13 protein-coding genes are annotated in these 14176 nt (G+C 35.9%); 3 read left to right on the top strand and 10 right to left on the bottom strand.

Annotated features, from left to right (window positions below):
- Positions 1-211: 211 nt before the first annotated feature.
- Positions 212-2137: a heavy metal translocating P-type ATPase gene (locus MHH59_RS02305; protein WP_002169232.1), complete on the top strand. Its 1926-nt coding sequence runs from the start codon at positions 212-214 to the stop codon at positions 2135-2137.
- A gap of 181 nt (positions 2138-2318) precedes the next feature.
- Here the strand turns inward: MHH59_RS02305 and MHH59_RS02300 are convergent, their stop codons facing one another.
- From MHH59_RS02300 to MHH59_RS02290, 3 genes are read right to left on the bottom strand one after another with little or no spacing between them, the layout of a single operon-like run.
- Positions 2319-3188 carry a YihY/virulence factor BrkB family protein gene (locus MHH59_RS02300; protein ID WP_002125008.1) on the bottom strand — a complete coding sequence of 290 codons (870 nt, stop codon included), beginning with the start codon at positions 3186-3188 and terminating at the stop codon, positions 2319-2321.
- 5 nt (positions 3189-3193) lie between these two features.
- Positions 3194-3709, bottom strand: coding sequence for a DUF4075 domain-containing protein (locus tag MHH59_RS02295; protein ID WP_002125007.1), 516 nt, complete (start codon positions 3707-3709; stop codon positions 3194-3196).
- A gap of 53 nt (positions 3710-3762) precedes the next feature.
- Positions 3763-4227 (bottom strand): low molecular weight protein-tyrosine-phosphatase, encoded by a 465-nt coding sequence (locus tag MHH59_RS02290; RefSeq protein ID WP_002125006.1) that lies wholly within the window; start codon positions 4225-4227, stop codon positions 3763-3765.
- A gap of 175 nt (positions 4228-4402) precedes the next feature.
- Between MHH59_RS02290 and MHH59_RS02285 the strand changes: the two genes are divergently transcribed.
- Both MHH59_RS02285 and MHH59_RS02280 read left to right on the top strand, forming a co-directional pair.
- Positions 4403-4627, top strand: coding sequence for a DUF1128 domain-containing protein (locus MHH59_RS02285; protein WP_002010236.1), 225 nt, complete (start codon positions 4403-4405; stop codon positions 4625-4627).
- A gap of 192 nt (positions 4628-4819) precedes the next feature.
- Positions 4820-7486 carry a cation-translocating P-type ATPase gene (locus tag MHH59_RS02280; RefSeq protein ID WP_078178184.1) on the top strand — a complete coding sequence of 889 codons (2667 nt, stop codon included), beginning with the start codon at positions 4820-4822 and terminating at the stop codon, positions 7484-7486.
- 34 nt (positions 7487-7520) lie between these two features.
- Here MHH59_RS02280 and MHH59_RS02275 read toward each other — a convergent pair whose 3' ends face one another.
- From MHH59_RS02275 to MHH59_RS02245, 7 genes are all read right to left on the bottom strand, one after another.
- Positions 7521-8603: a toxic anion resistance protein gene (locus MHH59_RS02275; protein ID WP_002029585.1), complete on the bottom strand. Its 1083-nt coding sequence runs from the start codon at positions 8601-8603 to the stop codon at positions 7521-7523.
- Between the two features lie 18 nt (positions 8604-8621).
- A complete protein-coding gene (locus tag MHH59_RS02270) occupies positions 8622-10253 on the bottom strand; it encodes a YceG family protein (RefSeq protein ID WP_002125002.1) in 1632 nt (543 codons plus the stop codon).
- Between the two features lie 110 nt (positions 10254-10363).
- Positions 10364-11152 (bottom strand): TerC family protein, encoded by a 789-nt coding sequence (locus MHH59_RS02265; RefSeq protein ID WP_201055453.1) that lies wholly within the window; start codon positions 11150-11152, stop codon positions 10364-10366.
- A 73-nt stretch (positions 11153-11225) separates the two neighbouring features.
- On the bottom strand, positions 11226-11804 hold the full coding sequence (locus MHH59_RS02260) for a TerD family protein (RefSeq protein WP_002010227.1): 579 nt from the start codon (positions 11802-11804) through the stop codon (positions 11226-11228).
- Between the two features lie 80 nt (positions 11805-11884).
- Entirely contained in the window at positions 11885-12469 is a 585-nt protein-coding gene (locus tag MHH59_RS02255; protein WP_002124998.1) for a TerD family protein, read from the bottom strand.
- A 23-nt stretch (positions 12470-12492) separates the two neighbouring features.
- On the bottom strand, positions 12493-13089 hold the full coding sequence (locus MHH59_RS02250; protein WP_002029589.1) for a TerD family protein: 597 nt from the start codon (positions 13087-13089) through the stop codon (positions 12493-12495).
- Between the two features lie 128 nt (positions 13090-13217).
- Complete coding sequence (locus MHH59_RS02245; RefSeq protein ID WP_002124997.1) at positions 13218-14096, bottom strand: ROK family protein; 879 nt, start codon at positions 14094-14096, stop codon at positions 13218-13220.
- Positions 14097-14176: the final 80 nt, after the last annotated feature.

Below are 14176 nucleotides of genomic sequence, written 5' to 3'. Positions count from 1 at the left end.
CACTAATTAAAGTTTCACTTTATACTAAAACAAAAACATATCATCTAAGAAAAACATATGCTATACTATAGAATAATTACAACATAATAACTATTAAAATCAGATTCAACAGAAATGCTGCTATCCATTATGGATGGCAGCTTTCGTCGTTTTATAGGGGTTTCGATTTTGATTCTTTTTCTCAATAAGAATTCGGAAGGAGCGAGTATTAATGAACGCAGAAGTAAAAACATTACAAGCACAAAAAGATATTTCTCATCCCTCTTTATGGGATACATTAAAGAAACATTATGAACTTATATTTGCAATCACATCTGGTATTTTTATTTTAGCTGGTTGGTTATTCACAAAAAATGATGCAATAAGTGCAGGTATTACTTTCTATATCCTTGCTTATGTAATTGGAGGATTTGCAAAAGCGAAAGAAGGTATTGAAGACACAATTGAAGAGAAAGAGCTAAATGTTGAAATGCTCATGATTTTTGCAGCTATCGGTGCCGCAGTTATCGGTTACTGGGCAGAAGGTGCTATTTTAATCTTCATCTTTGCATTAAGCGGTGCAATGGAATCTTATACATTAAGTAAAAGCCAAAAAGAAATTTCAGCGCTTCTTAATCTACAACCGGAAGAAGCATTACGTATTTCAACTGGAACCGAGGAACGTATTCCAGTTGGACAATTACAAATTAACGATATTATTTTAATTAAGCCAGGTGAGCGTGTTCCTGCTGATGGCACAATTCATAATGGTGAAACAAATATTGATGAAGCAGCTATTACAGGAGAACCTATTCCGAATGAGAAAAAATTCGGCGATGAAGTATTTGCCGGCACTGTAAATTTACGTGGTGCTATCGAAGTTAAAATTACGAAGCCGAGCGATCAAACATTATTCCAAAAGATTATTCGTCTCGTTCAAAGTGCACAAAGCGAAAAATCACCATCACAACTATTCATCGAAAAATTTGAAGGAACATACGTAAAAGGTGTGCTGCTCGTTGTTGCGCTTATGATGTTCGTTCCTCATTTCTTACTTGATTGGAGTTGGAATGAAACGTTTTATCGCGCTATGATCTTACTTGTAGTCGCTTCTCCTTGTGCTCTAGTTGCAGCTATTACACCAGCAACTTTATCAGCAATTTCAAACGGAGCGAGAAACGGTATTCTCTTTAAAGGTGGTATTCATTTAGAACGTCTAGCTTCAGTAAAGGCGATTGCCTTTGATAAAACGGGAACATTAACACAAGGAAAACCTACTGTAACAGATGTATATGTTCGAGAAGGCATAGCAGAAAGTGAAGTACTTTCTATTACAGCAGCGATTGAAAGTCACTCTACACACCCTTTAGCAGAAGCGATTGTTAAATATGCAAAACATGCTTACGACATTACGATAAAAAAACCAGAAAACGTTGAAGATGTAACTGGTTTTGGATTAAAAGGAATATTAGAAAACAAAGCTTATAAAATTGGTAAAGCTGATTTTATCGGAGAAGAAATAAAAACATTTCATAATGGCATTTCTGCTTCACTTGAAAAAGAGGGGAAAACTGTCGTTTATATTAGTGATGAGGATGGTATTCTTGGACTGATTGCTTTAAAAGATACCCTTCGCCAAGAAACGATAGCGGCTATTCGTGATTTGCAAAGCATTGGTGTCGAAGCAATCATGATTACTGGTGATAATGAAGAAACAGCAAAAGCAATTGCCAATGAAAGTAATATAAAAGAATATTACGCATCATGTTTACCGGAAACAAAAGTTGAAACGATAAAGCAGTTAAAAGAAAAGTACGGCATAGTCGCCATGGTTGGAGATGGTATAAACGATGCACCTGCCCTCGCTACTGCTAGTATTGGTGTTGCAATGGGTGAAGGAACAGACGTGGCATTAGAGACTGCAGACGTTGTTCTTATGAAAAACGAATTATCTCGTCTCTCTCAAGCAATCCGTTTATCAAAACGAATGAACCGTATTGTGAAGCAAAACGTTATCTTCTCTTTAGCTGTCATTGCAATGCTGATTTGTTCAAATTTTTTACAGTTTTTAGCGCTTCCCTTCGGTGTTATTGGACATGAAGGAAGTACCATTCTTGTAATTTTGAATGGCTTACGATTATTAAAAGGAAATAATTAAAACGGGTCCCTCATAAAGGACCCGCTTTTTTTAATGGTAGCTATTGTGACCGTTCGCACTGCTGCTCGTTTTATGCTTTGGATGCGAACTGCTCTTTTGTTTGTTATTTTTATTATTGTGGTTCTTTTTATTATTACTCATGAAATATCCCCCCTGTTCCCTTTTATTATGGAACAAGAGCTCATTTTTCATTACGGGAATTATTGTCACCCGTTCTATAATGATGGAGTAAACCATTAATTTCACCGCCAAGTAAAATTACCCATCCAGTTAAGTAAAACCATAACATTAAAATAATAATACCACCGAGACCACCATATGTATTAGCGTAATTTGCAAATTTATCTACATAATAGGCAAATGAGTACGATACCACAATCCATCCTATAGTAGCAAATAACGCCCCTGAAACAACTTCTCTTCTCTTTAACTTACGATCAGGCGCAAATGTATATAAAAAGCTAAACAAAGCGATTAAAACGAAGAAACTTGCTACTAAACGTGTAATGCTCCAAACATAAGAAAAACTATCCGATAAACCAATTGCTTTAAACACGGCTGCCCCAATCACTTGTCCAAATACTGGGACGATTAGTGCAAACACGATCATAAAAATTATTGCTAACGTGAACACGATAGATAAAGCTCTTGTTTTAATAAAGGAGCGTGTTTCTGTTACATCATACGCGCGGTTAAAAGCATTCATAACCGCATTAACACCATTTGAGGCAAACCATAACATCGATAATAGACCAAATGATAATAAACCACCATTTTGCTGATTTACAACTTTATCTACATTTACCTCAATTAAGTTCATCGCATCATCTGGTACATAAACCTCTAATAAACTAAGCACATCCTCTGTTTGAATGGGAATAAAGCCAAGAAGCGTAATTAAGAAAACAAGCCCAGGGAAAATCGCAAGCAAGAAGAAATAAGCGAGCTGTGCTGCTAAGCCCGCTACATCATCGCGCATCGTCCGGTCATATAAATCTTTCCCAAACGAAAAAGTGCGATTTCTTTTTGCTTTTTCTAGAAATTTTCTCATATTTTTTAGACGCTTTTCTTCTCTTCTTTATTTTGCTTTAGCTCAATGTATGCTTCAGTTTTTTTTTCCTCTGCATTTGAGTCCTTCATAAATAATTCACGCGCTTCTTTCATACCACCATCTTCAGCTACCACTGGCTCTTCTTCTGCTTTAAGCTCATCTACCTTTGGAGATACAGCTTGAATTTCAATCGTTTCCGGCTTTTCTACTGGCACAATCTTTTTCTTACTAAACATTTCTTTCGTTTCTTTTAACGTTTCTACAACAGACGGCGTCAATTTTTTAATTTCTGCTACTTTCGCTTTCACTACATTGAAATCAGCAAGTTCGCGTCCTTTATCTGTAACAGTTTGCACTTTTTCTTTTATCTTCGCATTTTCACCAATCTCAATCATCTTTGTTTTTGCTTTTTCTGCCGTATTTTTTACTTTTTCACGGTTTTCTTTCTTTAACATAGATACAGCTACACCTGCAGCTACACCAATCGCAATGTTTCGAGCAATATTATTTTTCTTTGCCATATTCCTTCACCCTTTCATTTCTTATATTAGAAAGTATTACTTTCTAAGCTTCCTCATATTCCTTGTTCATTTCGAATGAAAGCTAATAGCTTTACACACCCTTCTGTTACAAGGTCATACACTTCTTGGAAGTTCCCTGTAAAGTAAGGGTCAGGAACGTCTGTCCAGCCACCGTCTGGAACAAAATCGGACAGCCTACCAATATAGCCTCCAGTTTTACCAAAACTTTTTAAATCCGCTATATTCTTGTTGTCCATGGCAATAATATAATCAAACTTTGTTAAGTCTTCTTTTTCTACTTGCCGTGCTTTAATTCCTTCAAAAGAGACTTCATTTTCTTTTAAAATTTTTTGTGTTCCTTTATGTGGTGGATGACCAATATGCCAATCTCCAGTTCCTGCAGAATCAATGACAATTTTCTCTTCGAGTCCCTCTTTTACGACAAAATCTCGAAAAATTGCTTCTGCCATTGGAGAACGACAAATGTTCCCAAGACAAACAAACAATACTCGGACCATATTTTTGTTTCTTCCCTTCTTGGTGCATTTCTTAATATATATCTATAGTATAAGCAACCAATTATTAATTATAAAGGAAATCCCTACTAATTTAATAGGATTGAAAAGTTTCATTAACGAAAATGATAAAAAAATGTTAAGATAACCTTATGTTATTTTAAAGGGGGACACTTCGGTGGATTTATCCGTGAAATCAGAAGCAAACGTTGAATATATGGTAGAAGCTATTAAAGAAAAATTACGCATGGTTAATGCTGGAGCAATGAGAGCTGCTAGTTTTAACGAAGAAATGTACGAGGACTTACGTGACATTTATGAGCATGTTATGAAACGTGAAACATTCAGTATTAGTGAAATGCAAGCTATTACTGAGGAACTAGGTACATTAATTAAAAAATAACAAAGAGCCTCACGTATGCGAGGCTCTTTTAATTTCAACAAATTCATGACAACTCTTCTCTTTTCCTCATCACATTCTAAAATACTGTACAATGAAAGTAGAATCTCACCTTAGATTTTTTCTCCATACATACTACTCTAAAAAAATTGCCACACTACCATTGCTAACTGCTTTTACTGGGGGTGCTTACTTATGAGCAATTGGTACAGTAAGACGAAAAATCAAACATTAATCGACCTAGAAACAAATGAACAACACGGTTTAACAGATGAAATCGTAAATGAACGTTTAAAGCAATATGGTTATAATGAATTAGCTACCAAACAAAAACGTACTTTATGGCAACGCGTTTTCGCCCAAATTAATGACGTCCTCGTATATGTCCTTATTATCGCTGCCCTTATTTCTGCCTTTGTAGGTGAATGGGCTGATGCAAGTATTATCGCGCTCGTTGTAGTTTTAAATGCCGTTATCGGTGTAATCCAAGAATCGAAAGCAGAACAGGCTTTAGAAGCATTGAAAAAGATGGCAACACCTAAAGCTATCGTAAAGCGAGATGGTGAACTAAAAGAAATTCCATCTGAGCACGTCGTTCCAGGTGATATCGTTATGCTTGATGCTGGGCGGTATATCCCCTGCGATTTACGCCTTATCGAAACTGCAAATTTAAAAGTTGAAGAATCTGCTCTAACTGGTGAATCCGTCCCTGTCGATAAAGATGCAGTCTACCACCCTTCCATGCAAAGTGATGAGCAAGTACCATTAGGCGATCAAAAAAACATGGCATTTATGTCGACGTTAGTAACGTATGGACGTGGCGCTGGTGTTGCTGTTGAAACTGGGATGAACTCACAAATTGGCAAGATTGCTACCCTTTTACATGAAGCAGACGATGATATGACACCACTTCAAAAAAGCTTAGCACAAGTAGGAAAATATTTAGGTTTTGTCGCTGTAGCTATTTGCGCTATTATGTTTCTCATCGGTTTTTTACAAGGACGAGATACTTTGGAAATGTTTATGACTGCAATTAGTTTAGCTGTTGCAGCCATTCCAGAAGGCTTACCAGCTATCGTTTCCATCGTTCTTGCCATTGGTGTTCAGCGTATGATTAAACAAAACGTTATCATTCGTAAACTACCAGCTGTTGAAGCTCTCGGTTCTGTCACAATTATTTGTTCAGATAAAACAGGTACATTAACTCAAAATAAAATGACCGTTACTCACTTTTATAGTGATCGCACATACGACCAGCTAGAAAATTTGAATATAAATAATGATGTACACCGTCTATTATTAGAAAATATGGTTTTATGCAACGATGCCTCTTACAGTACCGACTCACAAACAGGGGATCCTACAGAAATTGCCCTTCTTGTTGCCGGAAGCTCTTTTAACATTCAAAAAGATCATTTAGAAAATAAACATGAACGTGTTAACGAATTACCTTTCGAGTCTGATCGTAAAATGATGTCAACTGTACATACGTACGATGAAAGCTACTATAGCATGACGAAAGGTGCAATTGATAAACTTTTACCTCACTGTACCCATATCTTTATAAATAATAAAATTGAGATCTTAACAGATTCTGATAAAAATCAAATATTAGAAGCTGCCGGGTCAATGTCACAAGAAGCCTTAAGAGTACTTTCATTCGCATATAAAAGATACGATTCAAACGATGTGAATATAAATCACCTCGAAGAAAATCTTATCTTTATCGGTCTTGTCGGTATGATTGATCCACCACGCACAGAAGTAAAAGATTCAATTACAGAATGTCAAAAAGCTGGTATTCGCACAGTTATGATTACTGGTGATCATAAGGATACCGCCTTTGCAATTGCCAAAGAACTTGGTATTGCTGAAGAAAAATCTGAAATTATGATTGGAACTGAATTAGATACCATTTCAGATACAGAACTAGCAAGTAAAATTAATCACTTAAATGTATTCGCTAGGGTCTCTCCAGAACATAAAGTGAAGATTGTAAAAGCATTACGTGCTGAAGGAAATATCGTTTCCATGACTGGTGACGGTGTAAATGATGCTCCTTCTTTAAAGCAAGCAGATGTTGGAGTAGCAATGGGAATTACAGGAACAGATGTCGCAAAAGGCGCAGCAGATGTAGTTTTAACAGATGATAACTTCTCATCTATTGTGAAAGCTGTTGAAGAAGGAAGAAATATTTATCGTAATATTAAAAAGTCTATTCTCTTCCTACTTTCTTGTAATTTCGGCGAAATTATAGCTCTCTTTTTAGCTATTTTACTCGGCTGGGCAACACCACTACGCCCTATCCACATTTTATGGGTAAATTTAATTACAGATACACTACCTGCATTATCACTCGGTGTTGATCCTGAAGATCCAGATGTGATGAAGGAAAAACCACGACATGCGAAAGAAAGCTTATTTAGCGGCAGCGTTCCTTTTCTTATTTTCAATGGGGTTGTAATTGGACTTCTTACTTTAACAGCCTTTATCGTTGGGGCAAAGCTCTATACAGGAGATACAAATTTATTTCCTCTCTTCCCAGAGCAAATTGATGAAGACGCGCTATTACACGCTCAAACGATGGCATTTGTCGTTCTTAGTTTCTCTCAACTCGTTCATTCATTTAACTTACGTTCAAGAACGAAATCAATTTTTTCAATTGGGATATTTACAAATAAATATTTAGTCTTCTCACTTCTAATCGGTGTTCTTATGCAAGTGTGTATTATCTCCATCCCACATCTTGCCAATATATTTGGTGTGCATGCATTAACAATGCGAGATTGGGGATTTGTTCTCTTGTTAAGTATCATTCCGCTTGTTGTGAATGAAATCATTAAATTAGTTAAGAGAAACTAAAAGGCAATGAGGACTGTTCCTCATTGCCTTTTCTTTATCCTTGTAATTCTTTTTTGATGTTCTCTGTTAATGTAGCCATGCGCTTGCGGCTTTCTTCACGCTCACGTTTATTTTGCTCTTCAATTTGTTGTGTTTCTTGCATACCTCTTGAAATAATGTTCCAAGTTTCCTCAAGTGTTTCCATCTTAATACTAGAAGAACCTGATAATCTCGCTACTTCCACACTTTGAGTTGCGATATTTTGTGCATTTTTCTTAAGTAATTCATTTGTACGGCGATCAAGTTCAGCCATAGAGTCCGCAACAAGCTTTTGACGTTTCGCATTTACCGCTTGAATGATACCATTTTTAAAGATAGGAATCGTTGTAATAAATGCTGTATTGATTTTACCGATTAATTTATTGTTACCGCGTTGAATCATACGAATTTGTGGTGCCGTTAATAGAGCAACCATACGTGCTTTTTCTAAATCATCAATACGTTGTTCTAAAATTTCAACAGAGTTTTTAAGCGATTCTAATTCAATACCCGCTAACTGATCATTATTACGTATGCGCTCTTCGTACATCGGAACTAACTCTGTATTTAAACGCTCTAATAACATTTCCCCTGCTACTACGTATTTTTCTAAGTCTAAATAATACTTTAAGTTTTGCTCATATAAACCATCTAACGTACCAATTGATTTTTTCATTTCATCTTGATACTTCGTAATTTCTACGTATACTTTATCCATTTCGCGACCCATCGTCTGATACTTACTAAAGATTTGTTCAATCATTTTATCTGCTTTTTTGAACATACGTGAGAAGAAACCACTTTTCTCTTCCGCAAAGTCTTTACTATCAAATCTGTCCATAATTTTACCAAGCTGTTTTAATAATTCACCAGAGTCTTCTACTTTCGATAAAGACATTGTATGTAAAATTTGATCAGCGAAACGTGAAATTTCCATAGAAGGTTCTTTTCCGAGTTCAATTAATTCTAATTGATCTTTAATGTCTACTGCGTTATAAATACGTTGCACTTCTGCATCTTGTCTAAGTTGCAAGCGAACATCTTGTGCGGTTTGCTCATTCAATTCTGTTTTCGAATCTAGTACGACTGGGTTATTCATATGGTATTCTCCCTTTCCTTATAAAAATGGACGAAATAGTCCTTTTATTGTTTGTGATAAATTTTTATAGGCTGATGAACCATGAAATTCAAGATCGAAATTAACTTCTTCAAGCCAATGTGAATCAAATGCTCCTGATTGAATATACGGTTCAATATCGTTTCTCCCCGTTGGATTAAAGTGGAATACATCTACTCCAATTTGATTTAAAAATAGTAATAACACAGCATCAGAACGACTTAATTCTCCGCTCTTCTCATTATTAAATATAACAATTTTCGGTACTTCTTGCGAATAATCAAATTTCTCAAGCTGCTCTAAAATGTTCGGTGGTATTTGAGAGAGTTGTGCGAAAACATACAGCGCTACATCTTGTTTCGTCTCTTTCGCAATTGGTTTACACATTTCACTTTCGCACGTATGGATGATTGCTTCTGCAATACCATGTTGTAATCCTTCTGGTAAACGCTTATGCGGCCACCAATGGCTGTTCATAATTAAATCCGGATGTAACTTCCCTGCGCGGTCCAATGCATCTCGATAATGATATTGGAAATTCGCTTTTTGTTCTTTCGTGAACGGGAATGTATTAATCAAGAAACTGTTATCAAATGATGTAACAGCCTTTAGTCGCTGAAAATATTCTTTATCATTCTTTGAAACACCTGATATTTTTGCAAATAAAGAAGGAATATAAATATGCTTATTTTCAACAAAGAATGTTGGGCGTACAAATGCCTTTTCTTTCGTAATTAAAAAGAGTTCATCGTACGTCGTTTTGAGCGTACGGGCTACAGGTGTATACGAACGGAATTGCCACGGTTTGTATAATAATGAATTATCGTGGTGAAGTACTTGCTCGATTTCTTTTGAAGCTTGATAAGCTACTGTTGCGACGCGTTCACGACGCCGATCAGGAAATGGTTCCAATGAAATACGGCCTGAATGAGATACGACAAAGGTCTTTCCTTCCTCATCTACACTCTCAAATCCATCTTTTCCTTCTGGGTGATAATAAAGCACATCACAGCCGAGCATAATAAGAAAGTATAAGAAATATATACGACTCTCCGTCGCATCACCGTACCAAACGATACGTGGCATTTGTTTCTTATAATTAATCGTAGAGAACCACTTCGCTACGTAATTTTCACTTAATTTAATCATATCGATTAAGAAACGCCGGAATCCTTCTGTTTTTAAAGATTGATTATGTTGTTTCTCATACAATTTCAATACAGAAATAAACGTCGTATGTATATAATGCTGTAAATCAGGATTGTCTACTTGCGGTAATAGTTGTTTTCCAGACAAATGTGCTACAAGCCTATTTACTGTAAGTCCATTCGGCGCTTCTTGATGTAATGCAAAAACTTCTTGAATATGGCGCAGTTTTTCGGGATCAATCACCTTATTTAAATTTTGTTCATGCAAAACCTCGATCCCTTTTGCTTCATTATAATCAAATAGTTCATTGAAATATTCATCTACATCATTCGGAACACCAAGAATGCGACTTGCTATATAACTAAATTTCATCTCATTCTCTGTCAGTTCATATTGTGGACGTTTTTCTAAAAGCGCTTCAAATTGCTTTAAATCTGATTCATCTTTTAATGCATATGGTTGAAGTGTAAAACGTGAAAACACAACAGTTCACCTCCAAAAACATTTACGTTTTTTATAAAGTCTCTCTTCTATTATAAACTATTTCTAGTTATAAAAAATGGGCGCTCGCATAACGAGCAAACCCATTTCAACTATTTATGTTCATTTTTAGTAGCTGCAACTTCTTCTTTAGCTTGTCCAGAATTCTTCATGTAGTGAAGTATAAACGTTGCTCCAAACGCTATAACTAAAATAATAAAGAACAGCGTATGACTTACCTCAATATGAATGACAGACAGTAGCATTTTTGCTGCAATAATTAAGATTAAAATATATGCTGTCGTTTCAAGTTCTGGAATACGCTCTAACAATTTTAAGAATACGCCAGCAATACCGCGCATCATTAAAATACCGAGCATTCCACCTAATAGTAAAATCCAAACTTCATTCGATACACCAAACGCAGCAAGTACACTATCTACAGAGAATGCGATATCCATTAATTCAACCATCGCAACCGTCCCCCAGAAAACACCGAACATTCTGAAGAGAATACTATTTTGGTTCATACCATGGGCTTCTTCTTCTGAAGTGCCTTTTCTTTTATCAATGAAATATTTAATTGACAGCCAAGCTAAGTAAAGCGCACCTAACACTTTTACCCATGCCAATTTAATTAAGAACATTCCGATTCCAATTGCAATAAAACGGAATACATAAGCTCCAATAAGTCCATAGAATAATGCTTTTTTTCGTTTTTCTTCTGGAAGATGTTTTACCATTACCGCTAACACAAGTGCATTGTCAGCAGATAATAACCCTTCAAGTACAACAAGTGTACCTATTAACCCCCAAGATACTGGATCTTGTAACACTTTAATCCACATGTCCAAGTCGAAAAACTGAGCATACGTATCAAGGATTCCTTGCAAAATACTCATCTTACCTTTATCCCCTATTCTTTGCTAGATTTATAGAAAGGTCAAAAAAAGGAAACGAATACCGTTTCCCTTCTTATGCATCCAAGCCATACGCTCTTACAAGCGCACCTAATCCACCTTGGAATCCACTTCCTACTGCACTAAACTTCCACTGTCCATTATGACGATATAATTCACAAAAGACAACTGCTGTTTCAATGGAGAAATCTTCCCCTAAATCAAAACGAAGAACTTCTTCGTTTGTTTCTTCATTTGCTAAACGCACGAATGCATTTGCAACCTGTCCAAAGTTTTGATTACGGCCTTCTCCATCATAAATTGTAACTGTAATAGCAATTTTATGAACATCTGCTGGAACCTTTTTCAAATCGACAACAAGTTGCTCATCATCACCGTCACCTGCACCTGTACGGTTATCTCCTGTATGTAAAACTGATTCACAAGGAGACTGTAAATTATTATAGAAAATAAAATCAGTTTCCTTCGTACATTTCCCGTTCGCATCTAATAAAAAGGCAGATGCATCTAAATCGAAATCAGATCCACCATCATAAGATTTAATATCCCATCCAAGACCAATTACTGCTCTTGATAAACCTGGGCTTGTTTTAGCTAAATCTATTTTCTGTCCTTTTTGCAATTGAATAACCATATATTTTCACCTCTATATTTTAATTTCAAAAAATATATCCATCAGTAAATACGCGTTTCACCGATGGATATATAAATCTATTACTCTACATCTAAACCAAAGTTATTACATAGAGAACCTAATCCACCTTGGAATCCACTTCCGATTGCATTGAATTTCCATTCACCTGCGTGACGGTATAATTCACTTACTACTACTGCAGTTTCAATAGAGAAATCTTCTCCTAAATCGTAACGAATTAATTCTGCATTCTTTTCTTCATCCATAATGCGTACGAAAGAGTTAGAAACTTGTCCGAAGTTTTGGCTACGGCCTTCTCCATCATAAATTGTGATTGTGAAGCAAATTCGCTCGATATGTGCAGGAACATTTTTTAAGTCTATTTTAATTGTTTCATCGTCGCCTTCACCTGCACCTGTACGGTTATCTCCTAAATGCTCTACAGCACCATTCGCACCTTTTGGATTATTATAGAAGACGAAATCCTCTGCTCCTGAAACTTTACCGTTAGCACCTACTAAGAAGATACTAACATCTAAATCGAAATCGCTTTGTCCGTCATAACGATTCGTATCCCAACCAAGTCCTACAAGAACTTTCGAAAGACCTGGATTTGTTTTTGTTAAGTCTACCTTTTGTCCTTTTTTCAATGAAATTGATGCCATATACAATTCCTCCTTGGTTTATCTTATTGGTAACGTGATACAATCTCACTTAAGTTTTTATCTTGTGTTCCTTCTCCAACTGCTGAAAACTTCCATTCGTTTCCGTCTCGATACATTTCCCCTGCAATTAAAGTCATTTTGCCAGCGTAATTATCTGACAAGTTATAACGTGCTAATTCTTCACCTGTTTGTGGGTTTTGAATACGAATATATGCATTGCGAATCATCCCAAAATCTTGACGACGATTTACACAGTCATAAATATTTACAACGAATACTAAACGATTAATACGGCTCGGAACTTTATGTAATTCTACGAAAATTGTTTCGTCGTCACCAGCGCCTTCACCTGTTAAATTATCTCCTGAATGAATGATACTACCACAAGTAGAAAGTTTGTTGCCGAAGTAAACTAGATCATTTTTGTTTAAAAAACGATCCCCTTCTAACATAACAACAGATGCATCACAATCTACACTTGGTTTACTTCCAAATAAAGAAGACAGAAACCCACCTGATTGCCCAATTGGATCCCAGCCTAAGCCAACCTGCAGTTTCGCTACTCTCGGTTGTCCTTTTGTTAAATCAATCTTTTGTCCTTTTTCTAAAATAATAGGCATGAAGTTTCTTCCTTTCTACAAAGCATTTTCCAAATCGGAAAACATTGTATTCTCCTCTTATATTGTAGCATTATTTATCTAATGAGAAAAAGGATAAATTCTCAATTATATGAAAACAGATACTATATTTATTTATACTGATGTAATAAGTGGTAAATAGAACCAATCATTCCTGCACAATTGCCGCTTTGCGCAAGTTTAATCTCACAATTACTATAAATATCTTGATTTAAGTATGTTCCTATCTCTTCCTTCACTTCATTTAAAAAATCATCTCCTCTTTCAGTAATTCCCCCACCAATAATAATCATTTTCGGATTAAAAATATAAGCAAGGTTACTAATTCCAATCGCCAAATGTTTAAAGAAAATCTTCACGGCTTGAATAACACTGCTATCACCCTTATCATATAATTCGAAAATTGTTTTACCATCCCACTCCTTTTCACCTTTATATCTTCGTACGAGATGAATTAATCCCGAAATTGAGGCAACCTCCTCAAAAGTATTCCCTTCTATTAACATGCTCCCCCATTCCCCAGCGCCAAACGAATGTCCACGGTATAACTCCCCATTTATAACAATTGCTCCACCAATGCCCGTTCCAAGCGTAAGCATAATAAAATCGCTTTCTCCCCTCCCTGTACCTTTCCATTTCTCGCCTAAGGCCGCACAATTAACATCATTTTCAATAGATACAGGAACTTTTAATACTTCTTGTAGTCTCTCAACAATAGAAATATTAGCATAACGCGGAATATGATCCACACCTCCCGTTATAACTCCTTTATCAATATCAACAATTCCCGCTGTACTAATACCAATTCCGGAAATAGTATGTTCAGTCATTAACTTTTTTGATAAATATATAAGCTTTTGAACAATTTGTTCCCCGCCCAAGTGAATTTCTGTTGGGACCTTTTTATGTATTAGTACTACCCCTATTTCTGAAACAATTCCATATTTAATTTGCGTACCACCAATATCAAATGCAATATACTCTTTCATCCGTTACCACTTCCTCTACTATTATGAGTGTAAATTCTCCATCACTCTACTATATTCACATTAACTCTTTTCTCCCTTTA

This window comes from Bacillus sp. FSL E2-0195 (assembly GCF_038003645.1).
GTDB classification, from domain to species: Bacteria; Bacillota; Bacilli; order Bacillales; family Bacillaceae_G; genus Bacillus_A; species Bacillus_A mycoides.
The sequence above is the reverse complement of the archived record's forward strand: the minus strand, read 5'-3'. Positions and strand labels throughout refer to the sequence as shown.

Bases quoted from the DNA above. Each gene is read 5' to 3' on its own strand.
- MHH59_RS02300 (WP_002125008.1), bottom strand. From the start codon at position 3,188: ATGAGAAAATTTCTAGAAAAAGCAAAAAGAAATCGCACTTTTTCGTTT.
- MHH59_RS02255 (WP_002124998.1), bottom strand. From the start codon at position 12,469: ATGGCATCAATTTCATTGAAAAAAGGACAAAAGGTAGACTTAACAAAA.
- MHH59_RS02250 (WP_002029589.1), bottom strand. From the start codon at position 13,089: ATGCCTATTATTTTAGAAAAAGGACAAAAGATTGATTTAACAAAAGGA.
- MHH59_RS02245 (WP_002124997.1), bottom strand. From the start codon at position 14,096: ATGAAAGAGTATATTGCATTTGATATTGGTGGTACGCAAATTAAATAT.
- MHH59_RS02275 (WP_002029585.1), bottom strand. From the start codon at position 8,603: ATGAATAACCCAGTCGTACTAGATTCGAAAACAGAATTGAATGAGCAA.
- MHH59_RS02305 (WP_002169232.1), top strand. From the start codon at position 212: ATGAACGCAGAAGTAAAAACATTACAAGCACAAAAAGATATTTCTCAT.
- MHH59_RS02290 (WP_002125006.1), bottom strand. From the start codon at position 4,227: ATGGTCCGAGTATTGTTTGTTTGTCTTGGGAACATTTGTCGTTCTCCA.
- MHH59_RS02265 (WP_201055453.1), bottom strand. From the start codon at position 11,152: ATGAGTATTTTGCAAGGAATCCTTGATACGTATGCTCAGTTTTTCGAC.
- MHH59_RS02280 (WP_078178184.1), top strand. From the start codon at position 4,820: ATGAGCAATTGGTACAGTAAGACGAAAAATCAAACATTAATCGACCTA.
- MHH59_RS02260 (WP_002010227.1), bottom strand. From the start codon at position 11,804: ATGGTTATTCAATTGCAAAAAGGACAGAAAATAGATTTAGCTAAAACA.
- MHH59_RS02295 (WP_002125007.1), bottom strand. From the start codon at position 3,709: ATGGCAAAGAAAAATAATATTGCTCGAAACATTGCGATTGGTGTAGCT.